This is a genomic window from Microbacterium sp. NPDC088619 (genome assembly GCF_044752825.1).
In the GTDB taxonomy this organism is placed as follows: Bacteria; Actinomycetota; Actinomycetes; order Actinomycetales; family Microbacteriaceae; genus Microbacterium.
The window spans coordinates 2,323,204-2,342,406 of record NZ_JBIVLZ010000001.1 but is presented as its reverse complement, the minus strand read 5'-3'; the positions used below and the strand labels follow the sequence as shown (position 1 = coordinate 2,342,406).

Sequence of the window (19,203 nt, the reverse complement as noted above, 5' to 3'; positions counted from 1 at the left end):
GACGCGTACGTCACTCAGGGATGCCCCCACGAGTACCCAACTTCCGATCGTGCACCACTCATGATCGCTCGAACCCGGTGTGCCCCTCGCCGCCCGGAGATGTCATGGATGCGTCAGCCACTCCTGGACATCGCCGCGCTCCTGCGCAGTAGGGGAACTTTGAAATGCGAACTCGTAGAACCGATAGCGGACGCCGCCGCAAGGCCACCGCGCTAGGCGTGGCGCTCGCCATCGCAGCGGGACTGCTCACACCGATCGCCATCGCGAACATGGCCCAGGCGGCGACCCAGCTGTCGGTCGACTCCCTGGGTCTTCAGAGTGCTGCAGGCTCCCTCACAGACGGCATCTGCGAGTCCACCGTCGGAACGTGCACACTGCGCGCGGCCATCGAAGAATCCAATGCCCTCAACGCCGCCCCCGGTGAGGTGGCCATCGGGGTCGACCCCGACTTCGCAGGTGGCAACATCGCGATCAGCACAGCGACCCGGATGAGGACCACGGCCCTCTCCGGAGCCAACGGTGCGGTAGCCGGCGACGCCAGTGGTGACGGCAGCGGTGCAGTGTACGAGGTGACCGCGCCGGTCACCATCGACCTGGAGCACAGGATCACAGTCCACCCTGCCGGGGCAGGAGATATCACCGTCGCTCCGTTCCACCTCAACGGGCCTGACATCACCATCCGCGCCGTCGACGATGTCTGGGCGGGGGAGACCTCCTTCTACATCGGGCCGAAGGCCAAGCGGGTCACCCTCGACGACCTCGACGTGCGCACTGTCACCTATTACCCCGAACGCTTCTTCGTCGTGCGCGGGGGAGCTGAGGAGATCACGGTCTCGAACTCCACGATCAGCGGCTTCGCTTCCAGCGAGAGAGAGTGGAACTGGGGCGTGGTCGAGGGGACCAGTGCGTCATTCCCCGTCAAGGGGCTCACCGTCACCGGCAACACCTATCTCGCAGGCGACGCTTCCGGTTCGTGCAACGGAAGCACGGCAGCGGGATGCACCTCGACACCGGTCGAGGCCTATGAGCAGCACATCACGGAGCTCGAGTTCACCGACAACGTCGCGCCGAACATCAACCGCTCATCCGCCTCGGACGCTCGCGGCCTCGACCTCCGGTACGCCACCGTCGGCACGCTGACGGTCAGCGGCAACTCGTTCTCCGCCCCCTACTACCGCGCTCGTCAGCCGGTGGTCGACCTGGCCTACGCCAACCTCGACAGTTTCGAGATCGTCGGCAACGACTTCACGGGCATGTCGGGCAACGGTGATGTGCAGGACAACGCGGCGGCGATCATGCTCCCCACCGACAAGCGCATCGGCACCGGCGGCAGGATCGCCGACAACGAGTTCCTCGCAACGGGAACCATGAACACCCAGGCCGTCTACTGGGACGGTCTCGAGCCGACCGACTCCGCCATGAACCTCGCCGACTCGCGCGTCTCCATCGTGGACAACCACTTCGACGGATTCTCGACCAGTGCTTCCCGTTCCGGCATCCGGATGCTGCAGACGGGCGTCGTCGAGATCGCCCGCAACACGTTCGGACCGCGGTCCGGAAGCCAGACAAACACCGTCCTCGAGGAGTTCGCGGGCAACGGCTCTGTCGCGGCGACCCTCGTCAGCAACGTGAACGCGTCCGCGAACGCGAAGCTGAACACCTGGTGGCCGATCGCCCGCAGCAGCGCGAACGTCCAGGCCACTCCGATCACCGCGACCGAGTGCACGGTGCCCCTCGAAGTGGCCCCGCCCGCCGACGCAGCCAACACGGCAGACAACACCGCAGGGCGTTATCCCGGAGTGCCCGTCGAGCTCGACGTCTATTGGACCCAGGGCAACGACGCGGAGGTCTATATCGGCCGCTACGACGTCGACGCCGATGCGCGCCGGACGCTGCAGGTCGCTCTGCCCATGCCCGGTGACGAGCGACTCGAGACGAACAGCGGCGTCGGCCCCGTCCACCCCATCTCCGGAGCGGTGACGGGAGGACTGCGGGTGCAGACGATCGAACCCCTGTCGGGCTCCACATCGTCGTCGTCACAGTACTCGCGAGTCGCAGTCATCGACGGCAACTGCCGTCCAGTGCTCACCATCGCGCAGGCCACCACTCAGAACGAGGAGACGCACGCCCGCGACCTGCACTTCACGCTCACCTCGTCGATGCAGCTCGACACGTCGACGGTCGCCGGCGATGACTTCGTCGTCGAGGCGAAGCGAGCGACGTCCGAGGGACTCGACGGTGTCGCAGCAGGCATCAGCACCATCGACGCCGACAAGCTCAACCCGCGTATCGTCTCGGTCTCGGAGATCGCCGGAAGCTCGGGCACCCAGTTCGATGTGGTGGTGCGCGTCGACGACACCGCGCAGGTGACCGTGACCATCGGTGCGGGCACCGTCGCCATCCCCACGGGACTGGTGAACATCACGGCAGCCGCGACCGGGAGCGAGCGCGCCACCGACAACGTCGTGACGTTCGTGAACCCCATCACCGCTCAGCCGAACAGGTTCACGCTGGTGACCGGTGACGGGCGGGGTAAGAAGTTCACCTACATGCTGGCGGGCGGTGCACCCGTTCCGACCGAGCAGCTGAAGTTCCCGACGAGCGTCGATCAGCCCGAGGGGACGCCGAAGCTGTCGTTGAGCACCGCATCGCCGGTGATCGACGGCGGGGAGACTCAGTCGGCTGCCGTTGTCGTGACCGCCGCTGCAGGCGACGCTCCGGCAGGCACGAAGACGACGATCGCGGCGACCGTCGTGACCGGGGACAGCAACTACGACGGTCTTCTCGTGCCGGACGTGAACCCGTACCTCTACTCAACCGACCCGATCATCAACATCGTGAAGCGCGCGTACATCACTGTCGGCGATCCCTCCTCGGCTCAGCAGATCGAGGCCACGGGTACGCCCGCTCCGCGTGACAGCCGTCTCACAGACGGTCAGGCCGTGTGCTTCGTGTACACCGTCAGCAACACCTCCGCAGACGACTGGCTCACGGTCCTCCGCGATGTCGAGGTCATCGACTCTGACGAGCGACTCGGCAAGGGCGGAGTCATCGGTACGGTCGCGTCGCTCGACAGCGGTGACTCCGAGAAACTGTTCTCCTGCGTCTCCCTCCTTCCCGTGGACACCACGGCAGACGGCCCGAGCTCCGAGTCGGGTGAGACCCCGTGACCACGCGTGAACGACGCAAGCGGAGTCTCGAGCGACCGGGCCTGGGGGTCACAGCCCCGCTCCTGGTCGGGCTGCTCATCGCCGGCGCATCGGCAGGCGGAACCTACGCTCTGTGGTCTGCCAGCACTTCGGCCGGCGCGGGAGACATCACCGGTGGAAACCTGAGGCTGGTCTCGATGGAGACCACCTGGAGCCAGATCACTCCGGGACTCAGCGATTCCGAGCAGCGCCCGCTCACCGGAACGCCGGCGGACTTCGACCTGATGCCCGGAGACCTCATCACGATCACCCAGAACGTCGAGTCGTACCTCCAGGGGGACAACATCGCCGGGGGGCTCTCGGTGGACTACGCGACCGGGAGTGACGCGGCCCAGGCAGTCGAGGACGGACTGATCGCGCTGTCGTTCCACATCGAGGACGCGGACGGCGTTCAGGTCGCCCCTGAAACCGGCACCGCCCGCTTCGGCACGACTCTCGCGATGGGCGGTCTGACCGGCACAGACGAAGGGATGACCGAGGACTGGAAGGTCGTCATCTCTGCAGAGATCCTCGGCGACTACGACTGGGCCGATGGCGGATCCGTCGACGACGCACCCGACCAGTGGGCAGCCGGGAACATCGTCATCTCGCTCGAGCAGCTTCGCGAAGGATCCGGCTTCGTCGAGGGAGGCAACCCATGAGCCGCAAGAGCGACCGCATGGCGAAAGGGCTGCGCAGGCGCGACCGCGGTCGAGCGTACGCGAAGGCCGTGATCGGTGGACTCGCTCTGGGGGCACTTGCCGCCTCCACTGTTCCGGCGGCACACGCCCTGTGGGCGATGGATGACTCCGTCAGCATCCCTGCGTTCGACCTCGGCCGGGTCGCCTTCGCGGCGGCTCCGACGGACGGGTCGGCAGATCTCGTCCACAGCGAGGACGGCGCCCCCGTCGAACTCACCCTGCCGGGATCGACGTTGGCTGAGGTTCTCGGGCAGACGGGGCCTGACGCCGCGCCGATCATCTGGACGTTCGATGCCACCGGACGGGCGGACGGCATCGCCGGCCTCGTCTACGACGTGTCCGTCACCTCGCAGGTGGCAGGCGACGGCTCGGTCCACGACTTGAGCACCGGGGTCGGGGAAGAGAACACCCTTCTTCGGTATTCGACCCTCAAGGTGTATCCCGCTGACGCCGGCGGCGGCTGCGCAGACGTGCCAGCGACTCCTGAGACGGCCGAAGGGGAACTGCGCAAGAACGTCCTGGTGTTCGACGCTCAGGCGCACGAGCTCCAGGCACCGGGCGCCGGAACGAGCGGCGGATCGAGTCAGACCTGGTGTGCGGCGATGGCCTTCATCAACGCGCCCGATGGCAGTTATGTCAATGATGCCTACGCGCAGGGGATCGCCGAGGACGGCAAGGTCTACGAGGCTCTGGACACGTGGAGCACGTCTGTCAGCTTCCCGCCGTCGTTGCCGCTGCTGGGCACCTACATCAATGAGGTGGAAGCCAGCGGCATCGCGGAGGACCAGACACGCCCGCGGGACGTGGACGTCTGGAGTGCGGGGATCTACCCGGACCCGGACAACGAGCCGGACATCACCATCGTCCTCGACCCCGCGGTGACGAATCGCAACGCGGGAGTGACGCAGCCCAGCGACCGTTTCGCGCTCACAGCTTCGAACGAGTAGCACGTTCGGCACAGACCTCGACGACTAGCTGGGCGTCGGGTGAACCAGTCCCTTGTAGAGGGGCTACAAGCAGAAAGAGAAACATGGACAACCACGCAACAACCATCGTTGTCACGGAGGAGCGCAAGCGTCGCCGCGGACTGGTGTGGGTCGGGCTGGGCGCGGTCGCGCTCCTTGCGGGGGGCTCGACGTTCGCGCTCTGGAGCGCCGACGACGTCTTCGCCGGCGGCGAGATCACGGGCGGTGACCTCAACCTCGTCCAGACCGCGGACACCTCGTTCTACGACGTGTCCGCCGACCGATCCGACGCGACCGACACCCTCCCGGGCACCGACGGCACTCAGCTCGGACACCTGATCGACGACGCATCCTGGCGCGCCGTTCCGGGTGACAAGGTCGCCGCGGCGTTCTCCGCGGACGTCACGCTCGAGGGCGACAACCTCGTCGGCAAGCTCTCGGTCGCCGGTCTGGACGCCATGATCGACGGCAACGCATCCATGACCTGGTCTTACGAGGTCTACAACCAGGGTGCACTGCTCGTCTCCGAGACCGCGGTCCCCGCGGACAGCAGCCTGTTCTACCTGTCTGCACCGGCAACCGGTCAGGCTGACGGCGTCGACGACGGCGTTGCCATGGTCGCCACCGCAGGCGGCGCTGCGGAGTCGACCGTCTTCCAGATGACGGATACGTCCGAGGACGTCACCGTGGTCCTCTACGGCACGTTCGACAGCACCGCCGGCGACGCCGGCAAGGACACCCTCGCGGCGGACGGCAGCTACTCGGATCAGACCGACGCAGCCACGGGCACCCGCCAGGACGCCCTGACCGTCGACACCCTCGCCGAGCTGAAGCTGCAGCTCGATCAGGTCCGCGACACGGGCTCGCAGTTCAAGTAAGCAGGTCAGAGCAGTGGGGCACCCGCGTCAGCGGGTGCCCCACGTCAAGGAGAAGACAGTGCCTCGCAACCGAATCAGATCTCCCCGCACCCGGCCGGGTGCCGGACTACGTCTGGCACGTGTGCCCGGCTCGCTCTGGCAGGCACTCGGTGCCGTCCTGGGGGCGATCGCAGCTGGCGTCATCATCGTCGTCATCGCGACCCTGTTCCTCATCCCCCGCATTCTCGGGGGAGACAGCCTGACCGTGCTCACCGGTTCGATGGAACCCGGCCTCGGCCCCGGCGACGTCGTCGCAGTACGAGGGATCGCTCAGGAGGAGGTCTGCGACGACGTCTCGATCGGCGACATCGTGACCTACCACCCCACCCCGGACGACCCGGCACTCATCACCCACCGCGTCACCGCGAAGACCGTCGGCAACTACGAGGACGGTACTTCCTGTCGGCTCATCCTGCAGGGCGACGCCAACTCAGCCCCCGACGAGCCCGTCTCGCCCGAGCAGGTGCGTGGCGTGTTCATGTACGGCATTCCCGCCGTGGGCTGGGCGCGGAGCTGGGTCGACGACAACAAGATCCTCGTGTTCTCGATCTTCGCCCTCGTGGCGGTGGGCGTCTACGCACTCGATCGGGCACGTCCGCGAACGCGCGTTCGCGCCATCGCGGGGGCACTGACCGCACCGGATACGGCTTCGCCGTCTCCTGAGGGAAACCGCGGGGCCGACGATGACGCGTCGCTCAGAGCACGAGAACTGGACCTGCGGGAGCGAGAACTCGCTCTTCGTGAGCGCGAGGTCGCGCTTCTGGAACAGACATTTCACTCAACCGCACCCGTTTCACCGTCTCCGTGAGAGGAACACCCATGAGTGCCTACATCGACGTCTCCGGCGACAGCTGCTCTCTGAAGCAGCCATCGCGCCTGGCACGCGGCGCGCGATCACTGGGCGCCATCGCCCTCGTGCTGGCCGTCCTGATAGCGCTGGGGGTGTCCATGGCCCCCGCCAGCGCCACCGTCTTCGGGACCCGCCCTCCGGCGGAGGAAACTCCCCGCGGAGCTGCCGGGGCTGAGACTCACGCCACGGGAGCCGCCGGCGTCACATCGAGCGCCGCCACCCAGGCGGACCTGGTCTCGGGCCGGTGGGATGGGCATACGGTTCACCTGGACTGGCGAGGGTCCGAATACGCCACTGCCCAGGCGAGCTTCGTGGGCGAACGCCTGGTATCGCCAGGGGATCACGTCTCCCGCACCCTCCGCGTGCGTAACGACGGCCCATCCGACGGCGTCATGGCTGTCGGCCTCGTGCTGGCAGAGACCGTGCCCACCCTCGCTGCCAACCCAGCACTCGGCGACCACGTCACGCTCTTCTGGGACATCGCCGGTGTGACGGGCTCTGCGCCGTTCTCCGATCTGCTCGCCCTCGACGACGGACGTCCCGAACTCGTGCAGGTGCAGGTTCCGCGCGATGCGGATGTTCCCGTGACGGTCGGATTCGACGTGCCGGCATCTCTGGCCACCCAGAGGAGCGCGGATGCTGAGTCGACCGAGCTGCTTTTCGACATCGTCGTGCAGCTCGAGGGCGACACGAGCACGACACCCCCGATCCTGGCGGCGACGGGCGGCAGCGCGGCCATCACCGCGGCGCTCGTCGCTCTCGCTCTCGGCATCGCTGTCGCAGGGCTGCTCCTGCTGGCAGCCCGCCGTCGCCGTTGCGACGGATGCGATGACGCGATCGGACGAGGCGCACCCTGGGTCGCTCGGCGCACCGCATCCGGCGAGCGAGAGACGCTGTGCATCGGATGCGCGCCCGCGCCCCTTCGCACCGCCCTCGCCCTGTCGGCCTAGGACGAAGACGGTTCGCGACGGTCCGCCGAACGCGGGCGGCCCTGAGCCTGCCATCCCCCGTTCTGGTCCGCCGTCTCGGACGCTTCTAGTCTGGAGGGGTGGACTTCCCCTATAGCCGCCTGCGGCGCTGGCCCGATGTCGAGGCCGACAACCTGCAGGCCCACGACGCGACCGATCTGCTGCTCGTCGAGCGCGCTCTCGCGCTCGACGTGGCGGGGCGTGAGATCGCGGTGATCGGCGACGAGTACGGAGCGATCACCCTGGCGCTGACCGATGCCGGTCTCGACGGCCTCCGCGTGCATCAGGACCTCGCGACCGGGCGCCGAGCGCTGGACCGCAACGCCGACGAGCTCGGCCTCGTCGGCTTCTCTGGCCACGAGCTCGATGCGACTCTGCTCGACGGCGCGCGGCTCGTGCTGGTGCAGCTGCCGAAGGCGCTCGCCGAACTCGAAGAGATCGCCGATGCCGTGGCACGCTGGGCCGCCGCGGATGCCGTGCTCGTCGCCGGCGGCCGAGTGAAGCACATGACCATCGCGCAGAACGAGGTGCTCGGGCGCAGCTTCTCCCATGTGCAGGCCCAGCGCGCCGAGCGGAAGTCGCGCCTGGTCGTGGCCTCCGACCCCAGGACGGTGCCAGAGAAGCCGCCGTTCCCGGTGACCGAGCGGCACGACGGGCTCGTGCTGGTTGCGCACGGCGGGGCCTTCGCGGGGCCGAAACTCGACATCGGCACCCGGGTTCTGCTCGAGGTGCTCGGGCTCGGGGATCCGCAACTTCGGAAGAACGCAACCGGATCGGTCGAAAAGGCCCCGAATCGGCCCGATGCCGCACGTTCTTCCGGAGTTGTGGACGGCGAACAGCCGAGCCCGGCCCCGGTCGTCGTCGATCTGGGCTGCGGAACCGGCGCGCTCGCCGCGTCGTACGCCCTCGCGCACCCCGATTCCCGCGTCATCGCCACCGACCGGTCGGCCGCGGCGGTGGCCTCGGCCCGCGCCACCATGGCAGCGAACGGCGTCGACGATCGCGTCGTCGTCATGCACGACGACGCCGGTTCCGAGCTCGCCGACGCCAGCGCCGACGTCGTGCTCCTCAACCCGCCGTTCCACCTCGGCAGCAGCGTGCACACAGGGGCCGCGACACGTCTGTTCGAGGCCGCGGCCCGCATCCTCCGCCCCGGCGGCGAACTCTTCACCGTCTACAACTCCTCGCTCGGATATCGCGCCGAACTCACCCGGCTCGTGGGTGCCACCGAGCAGCTCGAGCGCACTCCGAAGTTCACGGTGACGCGCAGCATCCGCCGCTGATCCGTCTCCTCCTGCGCCTCGTTCGGCCATACGCGCTTCCCGCGGCCACACACTCGGAATGGGGCCGACGCAGGCGCGAACGGCCGCCCGAGAACGCGGGCCAGACCCCGGCGCGTCGCGTGGCCGAAACCCGCGCAATCCCCCGGTCAGCCACCGAAACTGAACGCCCGAAGAAATGGCGGATTTGCCCCTGACCGGCCATTTCGTTACGTTGGTTGGTGGGCCTGACGGCCCGAAGACCAGTCCGCGATCACGTCCTTCTTTCGAATGTGCTGTGCTGCGAAGAGGCGTGGACGTACGGTCGATGCTCTATCGCGGTGGATCCGAAATCCGCCGTCCGCGCCGCCACAGCACCATGTCGAAACGGCCGGGAGGATCACCCGGGCGTAACCGAAGCAGGCTCAGCCCCCGAAGGCGAGCCGCAGGGGAAACGTGTCCGAAATCGCTCTTGAAGCGCGCAATCTGTACAAGGTGTTCGGGAAGAATCCGAGCAGTGCCGTCCGTCGACTGAAGGCCGGTGAGAGCAGATCCGAGGTCGGCGACGCAGGAACCGCCGCCGTCATCGACGCCAGTTTCACCGTGAACCGGGGCGAGATCTTCGTGATCATGGGCCTCTCGGGCTCCGGCAAATCCACCATCATCCGCATGCTCAACGGGCTGCACGACGCGACCGACGGATCCGTCGTCGTGAACGGCGACCCCATCACCGGCATCCCCTCGTCGCGTCTGCGCGAGATCCGCCGCGACCGCATCTCGATGGTGTTCCAGCACTTCGCACTGCTGCCGCACCGCACGGTCGCCGCGAACGTCGCCTACCCGCTCGAGCTCAAGGGCGTGGGCAAGGACGAGCGGCTGAAGAAGGCGGAGGAGATCCTCTCGCTCGTGGGACTCGAGGGCCAGGCCGACAAGCTCCCCTCCGAGCTGTCGGGCGGCATGCAGCAGCGTGTGGGCATCGCCCGTGCGCTCGCCGCCGACTCCGACATCCTGCTCATGGACGAGGCGTTCAGCGCCCTCGACCCGCTGATCCGTCGGGAGATGCAGGAGCAGCTGCTCGAACTCCAGGAGAAGCTGCAGAAGACGATCGTCTTCATCACCCACGATCTCAACGAGGCCATGTTCCTCGGCGACCGCATCGCCGTGATGCGCGACGGCCGCATCGTGCAGATCGGCACGCCTGAGGACATCCTCATGGATCCCGCCAACGACTACGTCGAGCAGTTCGTGCAGGATGTCGACCGCGCCCGCGTGCTCACGGCCGCGAACGTCATGGAGCGCCCGCGCCCGGTCGTCGCCGAGACCGCCGGGCCTCGCACGGCGCTCCGCCAGATGCGCGACGCGTTCATGTCGGCCACGTACGTCACGGGTCGCGACCGCAAGCTGCTCGGGATCGTCACCGACCGGGATGCCGTCAAGCTCGTGCGTCAGGGTGTGTCGACGCTCGAGTCGATCATCAAGCCGGTTCCACAGAGCGTCAGCGAGGACGAGGTCCTCATGAACCTCTTCATCCCGTCGGTGGAGTCGCCGCTGCCGCTGGCGGTGGTGGATGCCGCGGGGCGCCTGACCGGCGTGATCCCCCGCATCACCCTGCTCGCAGCCCTCGGCCCCGGCCCCGGAGCCACGGGCGAGCTCACCCTGCCGCTTCTTCCGATGCCGCAGGCCGAGATCGACGCAGTGCTCGACGACGGATGGACGGCCGACCCGCAGCCGGCCGCCGCAACGACAGAGGAGGTGCGCTGATGGATGGTTTCCGCATTCCCCTCGGCAGCTGGGTCGCCACAGGAGTCGACTGGATCAAGACGAACCTCGACGGTCTGCTCGACGTCATCTCGTTCGTCGTCAGCTTCCTGGTCGACGGGCTCACCCGCGCCCTGCTGAGCCCGCATTTCGTGGTCATCATCGTGATCGCCGCGCTCATCGCCTGGCTCGTCCGGTCGTGGCAGCTCGCGATCGGCACGGTCGTCTCGTTCGGCCTCATCGTGGCCATGGGCCTGTGGGTCCCCGCGATGCAGACGCTCGCCCTCGTGCTCGTCGCGGCGGCGATCGCGGTGCTCATCGCGGTGCCGTTGGGCATCTGGTCGGCCCGCAACGCCACGGTGCGTGCGGTGCTCAAGCCCGTGCTCGACTTCATGCAGACCATGCCCGCGTTCGTCTACCTGATCCCGGCGATCGTGTTCTTCAGCATCGGCGTCGTCCCCGGACTCGTCGCGACCGTGATCTTCGCGCTTCCTCCGGGCGTGCGGCTGACCGAGCTCGGCATCCGCGGTGTCGACTCCGAGACCGTCGAAGCGGGTCAGGCGTTCGGCGCGAAGCCGGGGCAGATCCTGCGCGGCATCCAGCTTCCGCTCGCGATGCCGACGATCCTCGCCGGCGTCAACCAGGTCATCATGCTCGCGCTGTCGATGGCGGTCATCGCCGGTATGGCCGGCGCCGACGGCCTCGGAAAGATCGTCGTCGAGGCGATCTCCACCATCAACATCGCCAAGGGCGTCGAGGCGGGTCTGGGCGTCGTGCTCATCGCCGTCTTCCTCGACCGCGTCACGGCAGCGCTCGGCGACCTGGGCAGCAACCGCTCGTCGCTGCTCGGGATGCTGGCGCGTCGTCGCACGCAGCAGCGTCTCGCCGCGGCATCCGCAGCGTCTGAGTCCTCCGCATCCGCACCTGCATCTGCGTCGGCCGAGGCGGTCCACGCGAAGGAGGCCGAGGACGAGGCCGAGCGCCTGAAGGCCTCCCCGCGTCGCACCGCCGTCGGCGGCGGCGTGCACTGACTCATCCCTCCCGCAAGAGAACACGCAACACAGCAGTACACAGCAACACAGCACATATATACGGAACGAGAGAGATACACATGAAGAAGAAGATCCTGACGATCGCGGCCATCGGCGCCGCAGCGACACTGACCCTCGCCGGCTGCAGCGGCGACGGCATGGGCGGCACCGGCGGAGGCACCGGCGGCGGCACCGGCGGAGGCGACTCCGGTTCGGGCGACAAGGGCACGATCACCCTCGGGTTCCTGCCCTCGTGGACCGACGGCCTGAGCACCGCGTACCTGCTGCAGGACCAGCTCGAGAAGATCGGCTACAACGTCGAGATGAAGACGCTGACCGAGGCGGGCCCGCTGTACACCGGTCTCGCCCAGGGCGACGTCGACATCTACCCGTCGGCCTGGCCCGAGCTGACGCACGCCGAGTACATGAACACCTACGGCGACGACATCGAAGACCTCGGCGCGTACTACGACAACGCGAAGCTGACCATCGCGGTTCCGGAGTACTCCGAGCTGAACTCGATCGAGGACCTCGCGGGCAAGGGTGCCGAGTTCGACGGCAAGATCTTCGGCATCGAGCCGGGCGCCGGTCTCACCGCGCAGACCCAGAAGATGATGCCCGAGTACGGCCTCGACAGCGAGTACGAGCTCGTCACCTCGTCGACGGCGGCGATGCTCACCGAGCTGAAGTCCGCGACCGACAAGCAGGAGGACATCGTCGTGACGCTGTGGCGTCCGTTCTGGGCCAACGACGCCTTCCCGCTGAAGGACCTCGAAGACCCCAAGGGCGCCATGGGCGAGTCCGAGGCTCTGCACTTCCTGGGCACGAAGGGCTTCGCCGAGGAGTTCCCCGAGGCCGCTGAGCTGATCGAGCAGATCAAGCTCGACGACGAGCAGTACGGCTCGCTCGAAGACCTCGTCGTGAACGAGTACGGCGAGGGCAAGGAAGCGGATGCTGTCGACGCATGGCTCGAGGAGCACGGCGACGACTTCGACTGGGTCGTCAGCTGACCTCGCAGCGCTGAACTGATTCCGCCCCTGCGTCGGGCGGACTCCACCCCGATGGGCGGAGGATCTGTCACGGATCCTCCGCCCATCGCTGTGTTCTCCGCCCGATGGGGCGATCAGACGGACAGCCGTCATCCGGGGTATTGATGTACCGAAACAGCGCCTCGATCCACCCGTCACGAACAGTCGGAACCCCCGTCTTGTGAGTGCCGTCGAAAGATCGACGACACTCCAGACATGCTTCGCCGGGGCTGAAAGCTGCGCCCACCGGTCCGTCGGACGGATCGGGATCTCCCGCGGAGATGTCCCCTGTGATTGAGGACCTGATGACTGCACCAGCACCGGCATCCGCCCCCGTACCGCGGCGACGCCGCCTCCGAACGCTCCTCGGCGTGGCGCTGATCGGCGTGATCCTGCTGGCAGGAGGACTCCCGATGACGCAGGACCCGGCAGAGGCGATCGAGGATGCGGTGAGCACGACCCGCACCGCGACCTCCGCGACCATGAACTACCGGGGCGGAGTCACGGCGACGCTGACCCTCAACCCCTCGACCACGCAGTATGGAACCGCGGGTGTGCAGTTCCTGACCACGACCCCGCACTCCGGTTACGGTGCGACGCCGGCGATGTTCGCTCCCGGCCTCGATCCGGCGAACACCCCGACCGTCGGACTCGAGGCCTACGCCGGCATGTGCGGCAACCTCGACTACACGGGATACTGCCCGGGCAACGGCACGCTCACCGTCGCCTTCAATCGCCCCGTCACCGATCCGATCCTCGACATCTCGGGGCTCGGCGGCTACGCGCAGTGCTCGGAGAGGCGGAACTCGAGCGAGACCTTCTGCAACATCATCACCGGCAACGGCCTCACCGTCAGGACGAACGCCGAAGGAGACCGCACGGCTGCCGGATGGATCGTCATGCAGCTCGGCATCGTCACCCCGGGTGTGACGTTCTCGCAGTTCGCGGGCGCGCAGAACTTCCAGACCACCCCGACGACCCTCACCACGGTCGTCAAGACGAGCAGCTCGCGATGCGACACGATTCTTCCCGACGCCGCCGAGCTGGGCGGCCGCACCATGACCAGCACATCGCTCGCCGGGTGCGGCTCGGTCGCGCTGAAGGGCACCTTCCAGACGGTCACGCTGAGCCTCGGCACGCACATCCAGCGGGCTCCGGTCACCGACGGGTGGGCCAGCGGATACAACGTCGCCGACCTCGGGACGAGACTCGCCGATCTCTTCCGGCTGTCCATCCGTCTTCACGAGGACATGGGCGACGCCCCGAGCAGCTACGACGCCGCCCAGGCCGCCGTTCACGTGCAGGGTCCTCTGCGCATGGGTGCGGGAATCACCTCGGATGCCGACGCGACGGCCAAGCCGACGCTCTCGCCGAACGCCAGCGCGACCGCATCGCTCGACACGGATGACGCGATCGGCGACGGCATCCGTGCCCCGCGCGCGATCCGCGGCACCGCGTACTCGTTGCCGATCCCGCTGTCGGGCACCACGTCTGCGGGAACAGTCGCAGGGTGGATCGACTTCAACAAGAACGGCGCGTTCGATGCGACCGAGCGGGTGCAGGCGGCCTTCCTCGCCGGTGCGACCTCGGTGAACCTCGCGTGGACCGTGCCTGGAACCGCCGTCGTCGGAGACACCTACCTGCGTCTGCGCACCTCCTTCACCGCGTCGGAGGTCGCCGACCCTCGGGGCATCTCCCAGTCGGGCGAGGTCGAGGACTACATCCTGAACCTCGCCGCGGCGGCACCCGCCATCGAGGTCGTCAAGCTCGTGAACGGCGACGACGCGAACACGGCTCCGGGCGTCGCCGTCGATGCCGGGTCGGCGCTCACCTTCGAGTTCCGCGTGAAGAACACCGGAAATATCGTGCTGACCGCTGTGCAGCTCGCGGATGATGTCATCGCGGCGGCGTCGATCCTCCCCGTCGGCGCGTGGGACGGCACTCTCGACCCTGGCGAGACGGCGGTGTTCACCGCGACCATGCCCGCGCCGACGGCCGGCGGCGTGCTGCACAAGAACACGGCGACCGCCTCAGGCCAGCCGGCATCGGGAGGGGTGCGCATCACCGACACCGACCCTGCTCACGCGACCACGCGCGAGGTGCTGGCCTCGATCATCGTCGAGAAGCTCGGCGAAGACGTCAACGGGGACTGGGTGCGGATGGACGGATCGGGCTTCCGCCTGCTCGCCGACGCGGCGGGAAGCCCGGGCGCTCCGGTGACCCCGGGGCTGATCGCAGGGGCCGAGGTGGGGGTGTTCACCGCCGCCGGTCTGCGCCCGGGCACCTACTGGCTGGAGGAGACGAAGGCGCCGGAAGGGTTCTCGCTCCTCGCGGATCCGGTGAAGATCGTCGTGTCGGCGGCCGGTGCGCTGTCGATCGCCGACGGGCAGTCGAGCCCGCAGGTCACCCTCGAAGGGAGCACGGTGTCGGTGCGCGACGTGCCCGCCTTCGAGCTGCCGGCCGCCGGAGGAACCGGTTCCCAGGGCTTCACCCTCGCCGGTGGTCTGCTGATCGGACTCGCTCTCGCTGGCATGGTCGGGCTCGAGATCCGTCGTGCACGGCGAGGCCGCCGCGCCGAGGCGCTCGGCACGGTCGGCTGAGCGGGCTGAGGTCTGCGGGCTGAGGTCTGCGGGCTGAGGTCTGCGGGCTGAGGTCTGCGGGCTGCGTCGCCCTGTCGGGAGGAGTTCTCCCCGATGGGCGGAGGGTCACCCGCAGATCCTCCGCCCATCGGGGTGTTCGCCGCCCATCGCGGTCTTCGGGGTCTCGCCGACAAGCGTCGAGGGCGCGCAGCGAGTCGACACGTGCAGGGTGCCTCTCCCGCAACCCCCCTCTGCGTGGCGCGGTCCCGGGCGTAGCCTGTGCCCGTGGACGGGTTCGCGGCGGTCGACTTCGGGTTCGCCCGCGAGGTCCTCCAGCGGGGCATCGCGGCGCTGTACCTCGTTGCGTTCATCTCGACCCTGAATCAGTTCCGGGCGCTCCTCGGCGAGCACGGGCTGCTGCCGGCGCCCGTGCTGCTCGACTGGATAGGCGAGCAGAGCGCGCGACGGCGGATGCTGCATCCGACGCTCTTCACCCGCATCCGTTACTCCGATCAGCGCCTCGCGATTCTGTGCGGGGCGGGTATCGCCGTGTCGGTGCTGCTCGTGTTCGGCATCCCGCAGTGGGGTCCGCCGTGGGTGCCGATGCTGTGCTTCCTCGCGCTCTGGCTCGGGTACATGTCGGTGGTGAGCATCGGTCAGACGTTCTATTCGTTCGGCTGGGAGATGCTGCTGCTCGAGGCGGGGTTCCTGGCCGCGTTCCTCGGTTCGAACGAGCAGCCGCCGCCGACCGTCGTGATCGTGCTGTTCTGGTGGCTGCTGTTCCGGGTCGAGTTCGGCGCCGGGATGATCAAGATCCGCGGCGGGCAGGAATGGCGCGACCTCACGGCCCTGATGTTCCACCACGAGACGCAGCCGATGCCGGGTCCCTTCAGTCGTCAGGCGCATCTGCTGCCGCGGTGGTTCCACCGCGGTGAGGTGGTCGGCAACCACTTCGCGCAGCTCGTGGTGCCGTTCGTCGTGTTCGCGCCGATCCTGTCGGTGTGGATCCCCGGGCCGGCGCCACAGCTTGTGGGAACGGTGGCTGCGGCGATCATGATCGCGACTCAGATGTGGCTGGTCGCCACGGGCAACTTCGCCTGGCTGAACTGGGTGACGATCGTCATCGCGTTCTCGGCGATCGGGATTCCGGGCGTCGGGGGCTCGAGTGGCGGGGGCTCGGGGGCCGGAGCGCCCGGTGGCGAGGCGGCAGATGGCAGCCAGACGGATGTCGCAGCATCCCTCTGGCCCGGCATCCCGCTGTACTGGTTCGTGATCACCACGGCCGTCGGTCTGCTCGTCGTGGCGCTGAGCTGGCCCGCACTGCGCAACCTGTTCGCGCGACGCCAGCTGATGAATGCGAGCTTCAACCGCTGGCAGCTCGCCAACGCCTACGGGGCCTTCGGCACGGTCACGAAGCAACGGGTCGAGATCGTCGTCGAGGGGTCGCTCGATGACGATGCTCTGCTGTGGCGCGAGTACGAGTTCAAGGGCAAGCCGGGCGACGTGCGCCGCATCCCTCGGCAGTTCGCGCCGTATCACCTGCGACTCGACTGGCTGATGTGGTTCCTGCCGCTCGGGCGCTCTCTCGACGACTGGTTCACGGTGTTCCTGCTGCGACTGCTCGAGGCGGATGCTCCGACGCTGGCGCTGCTGCGGGGCGACCCGTTCGACGGCGAACCGCCGCGGTGGGTGCGTGCCGTGTCTTACCGCTACCGCTTCGCGACCCGTGCCGAACGGCGCGACGGCGCGGGAGTCTGGGTGCGCACCCGGCAGGCCGTGGTGCTCGGTCCGCTCGGGCTTCGGTAGGTCGCGCGCGCCGGGTAAGAGGTGGACCACCCCACCCGGTTAGGGAGGAGAACCGCCCTTCGGGAGGAGCCTCAGGGCAGGATCCTCCTCCCCACGCGCAGTCCTCCTCCCGAGGCGCAGTGTCGAAGTCAGGAGCCGTACACAAGTCGAAGCCGGGCCAGCCGACGCCGAGCGCGGCGAAACGCCCCGGCCGGGCGCGGGGCCCGGACGGAGCGTTCCGTCTCACTGCAGACGGTCAACTGACCTTCTTGCGGTACGCGATGATCGCGAACACGTACGCGACGATCAGGATGCCGACGCACCAGGCGAGGGCGACCCAGATGTCCGTGCCGACCGGCTTCTCGGCGAACAGCGCCTGCATGGTGTCGACGATCGACGTGACCGGCTGATTCTCGGCGAACCACCGCACCGGGCCAGGCATGGTCTCGGTCGGCACGAATGCCGAGCTGATGAACGGCAGGAAGATCAGCGGGTACGAGAACGCGGTGGCGCCGTCGAGCGTCTTGGCGCTGAGACCTGCGATGATCGCCAGCCACGTCAGTGCCAGGGTGAACAGCAGCAGGATGCCGATCACGGCGAGCCATGCCAGAGGGCCTGCCCCGGTGCGGAATCCCATCACGAACCCGACGGCGAAGATGATCGCCAACGTGATGGCGTTCGAGACCATCGAGGTGAGCACGTGCGCCCACAGCACACTCGATCGTGCGATCGGCATGGAGTGGAAGCGCTCGAAGATCCCGCTCTGCAGGTCGTTGAACAGGCGGTACGCCGTGTAGGCGATGCCGGATGCCACGGCGATCAGCAGGATGCCCGGGAGCAGGTAGTTCACGTAGTTCTCGGCGCCGATGCTCAGCTTGATGGCTCCGCCGAAGACGTATACGAACAGCAGCATCAGCGCGATCGGGGTGACCGCCGTGGTGATGATGGTGTCGGCGCTGCGGAAGATGTGCCGCATAGAGCGGCCGGTGAGTGTCGCGGTGTCGGCGACGAAGGGCGTGCTCATGCGGCGTTCTCCTTTCCGGGTTCGGTCGACGAGGTGGTGCCGACGAGAGTGAGGAAGATCTCCTCGAGGGTGGGCTGCTTCTCGACGTACTCGACCTTGGCCGCGGGCAGCAGTCGCTTGAGGTCTGCGAGGGTGCCGTTGGCGATGATCCGGCCCTCGTGGAGGATCGCGATGCGATCGGCCAGCTGCTCGGCCTCGTCGAGGTACTGGGTGGTGAGCAGCACCGTGGTGCCGGTGTTCGCCAGCTCCTTGATGACGTTCCACACCTCGATGCGGGCTTCGGGGTCGAGGCCCGTGGTCGGCTCGTCGAGGTAGATGACCTCGGGGTGTCCGACCAGGCTCATGGCGATGTCGAGGCGACGGCGCATGCCGCCCGAGTAGGTGCCGACCTTGCGTGCACCGGCATCCGTCAGGCGGAACCTCGTGAGCAGGTCGTCCGCCACCTTCGCGGCATCGGGCAGGTGCCGCAGCTTCGCGACCAGCACGAGGTTCTCGCGACCGGTCAGGATCTCGTCGACGGCCGCGAACTGACCGGTGAGGCTGATGATCCGCCGCACCGCGAGCGGGTCGGCCGAGACGTCGACTCCCTGCACGACGGCCGCGCCGGCATCCGACTTCAGCAACGTCGAGAGGATGCGCACCACCGTGGTCTTGCCTGCGCCGTTCGAGCCGAGGAGGGCGAAGATCGATCCCTTCTCGACGTCGAAGTCGACGCCGCGCAGCACGTGGAGATCCTTGTAGGACTTCTCCAGGCCGCGCACGGAGATGGCGGCGCCGGTCATGATCGTGTCTCCTTCTTCTTCGCGTCGTCGACCGCCTTGTTGAGGCGGGAGCGCTCCTTGTCGATCCAGTGGGTTCCGCCGTATGCCTCGGCGTAGGTCTCGGCGAACGAGACGGCGTCGTCGCCGACGATGTCGTCGATCGGGGTGCCGTCGATGGCGGCGCGCTCCCACAGATCGGCGAGATCGAGGAAGATCTGCACGAGGATGTCGCCGTCGGTGATGCCCCCGTAGTACATCGTGTAGCGGTGCTGGGCGTTGGCGACCGTGCGATACGGCTCGGGGAGGGCGTCGATGCGCTTCTTGGCATCGCGGTACTGCTTCTTCTGCTCGAGCGACCCGGTGAGCGCTTCGATCCACTTGGCGGCCAT

General features: G+C 67.8%; 15 protein-coding genes. 12 read left to right on the top strand and 3 right to left on the bottom strand.

Going from position 1 to position 19,203, the window contains the following annotated elements:
* Window positions 1-164 precede the first annotated feature (164 nt).
* From ACIP5T_RS11235 to ACIP5T_RS11180, 12 genes are all read left to right on the top strand, one after another.
* Window positions 165-3,170 (top strand): hypothetical protein, encoded by a 3,006-nt coding sequence (locus tag ACIP5T_RS11235; protein ID WP_400863135.1) that lies wholly within the window; start codon window positions 165-167, stop codon window positions 3,168-3,170.
* Window positions 3,167-3,850 carry a hypothetical protein gene (locus ACIP5T_RS11230; protein ID WP_400863133.1) on the top strand — a complete coding sequence of 228 codons (684 nt, stop codon included), beginning with the start codon at window positions 3,167-3,169 and terminating at the stop codon, window positions 3,848-3,850. Before ACIP5T_RS11235 ends, ACIP5T_RS11230 begins: the two co-directional genes overlap by 4 nt.
* The gene (locus ACIP5T_RS11225; RefSeq protein WP_400863132.1) at window positions 3,847-4,836 is read left to right on the top strand and encodes a hypothetical protein; all 990 of its coding nucleotides are present in this window, start codon (window positions 3,847-3,849) and stop codon (window positions 4,834-4,836) included. The genes ACIP5T_RS11230 and ACIP5T_RS11225 overlap by 4 nt, the downstream gene beginning before the upstream one ends.
* A gap of 83 nt (window positions 4,837-4,919) precedes the next feature.
* Complete coding sequence (locus ACIP5T_RS11220) at window positions 4,920-5,732, top strand: hypothetical protein (RefSeq protein WP_400863131.1); 813 nt, start codon at window positions 4,920-4,922, stop codon at window positions 5,730-5,732.
* A 58-nt stretch (window positions 5,733-5,790) separates the two neighbouring features.
* Window positions 5,791-6,579, top strand: a complete 789-nt coding sequence (locus tag ACIP5T_RS11215) for a signal peptidase I (protein WP_400863129.1) — start codon at window positions 5,791-5,793, stop codon at window positions 6,577-6,579.
* An 11-nt stretch (window positions 6,580-6,590) separates the two neighbouring features.
* Complete coding sequence (locus ACIP5T_RS11210; RefSeq protein ID WP_400863127.1) at window positions 6,591-7,571, top strand: hypothetical protein; 981 nt, start codon at window positions 6,591-6,593, stop codon at window positions 7,569-7,571.
* 98 nt (window positions 7,572-7,669) lie between these two features.
* A complete protein-coding gene (locus ACIP5T_RS11205; RefSeq protein WP_400863125.1) occupies window positions 7,670-8,872 on the top strand; it encodes a class I SAM-dependent methyltransferase in 1,203 nt (400 codons plus the stop codon).
* A 432-nt stretch (window positions 8,873-9,304) separates the two neighbouring features.
* Window positions 9,305-10,609, top strand: coding sequence for a glycine betaine/L-proline ABC transporter ATP-binding protein (locus tag ACIP5T_RS11200; RefSeq protein WP_400863124.1), 1,305 nt, complete (start codon window positions 9,305-9,307; stop codon window positions 10,607-10,609).
* Window positions 10,609-11,637, top strand: coding sequence for an ABC transporter permease (locus tag ACIP5T_RS11195; protein ID WP_400863122.1), 1,029 nt, complete (start codon window positions 10,609-10,611; stop codon window positions 11,635-11,637). Before ACIP5T_RS11200 ends, ACIP5T_RS11195 begins: the two co-directional genes overlap by 1 nt.
* Window positions 11,638-11,717: 80 nt before the next feature.
* Entirely contained in the window at window positions 11,718-12,647 is a 930-nt protein-coding gene (locus ACIP5T_RS11190; RefSeq protein ID WP_400863120.1) for a glycine betaine ABC transporter substrate-binding protein, read from the top strand.
* Between the two features lie 323 nt (window positions 12,648-12,970).
* Window positions 12,971-15,265 (top strand): GEVED domain-containing protein, encoded by a 2,295-nt coding sequence (locus tag ACIP5T_RS11185; RefSeq protein WP_400863119.1) that lies wholly within the window; start codon window positions 12,971-12,973, stop codon window positions 15,263-15,265.
* 264 nt (window positions 15,266-15,529) lie between these two features.
* Window positions 15,530-17,050: a lipase maturation factor family protein gene (locus ACIP5T_RS11180; RefSeq protein WP_400863118.1), complete on the top strand. Its 1,521-nt coding sequence runs from the start codon at window positions 15,530-15,532 to the stop codon at window positions 17,048-17,050.
* A 235-nt stretch (window positions 17,051-17,285) separates the two neighbouring features.
* On the opposite strand, the gene ACIP5T_RS11175 is transcribed toward ACIP5T_RS11180, so the two are convergent.
* The 3 genes from ACIP5T_RS11175 to ACIP5T_RS11165 are packed head-to-tail and all read right to left on the bottom strand — an operon-like array spanning window position 17,286 to window position 19,203.
* Window positions 17,286-18,053: an ABC transporter permease gene (locus ACIP5T_RS11175; RefSeq protein ID WP_400863116.1), complete on the bottom strand. Its 768-nt coding sequence runs from the start codon at window positions 18,051-18,053 to the stop codon at window positions 17,286-17,288.
* On the bottom strand, window positions 18,050-18,835 hold the full coding sequence (locus ACIP5T_RS11170) for an ABC transporter ATP-binding protein (protein WP_400863114.1): 786 nt from the start codon (window positions 18,833-18,835) through the stop codon (window positions 18,050-18,052). Before ACIP5T_RS11170 ends, ACIP5T_RS11175 begins: the two co-directional genes overlap by 4 nt.
* Window positions 18,832-19,203, bottom strand: a complete 372-nt coding sequence (locus ACIP5T_RS11165) for a DUF1048 domain-containing protein (protein WP_400863112.1) — start codon at window positions 19,201-19,203, stop codon at window positions 18,832-18,834. Before ACIP5T_RS11165 ends, ACIP5T_RS11170 begins: the two co-directional genes overlap by 4 nt.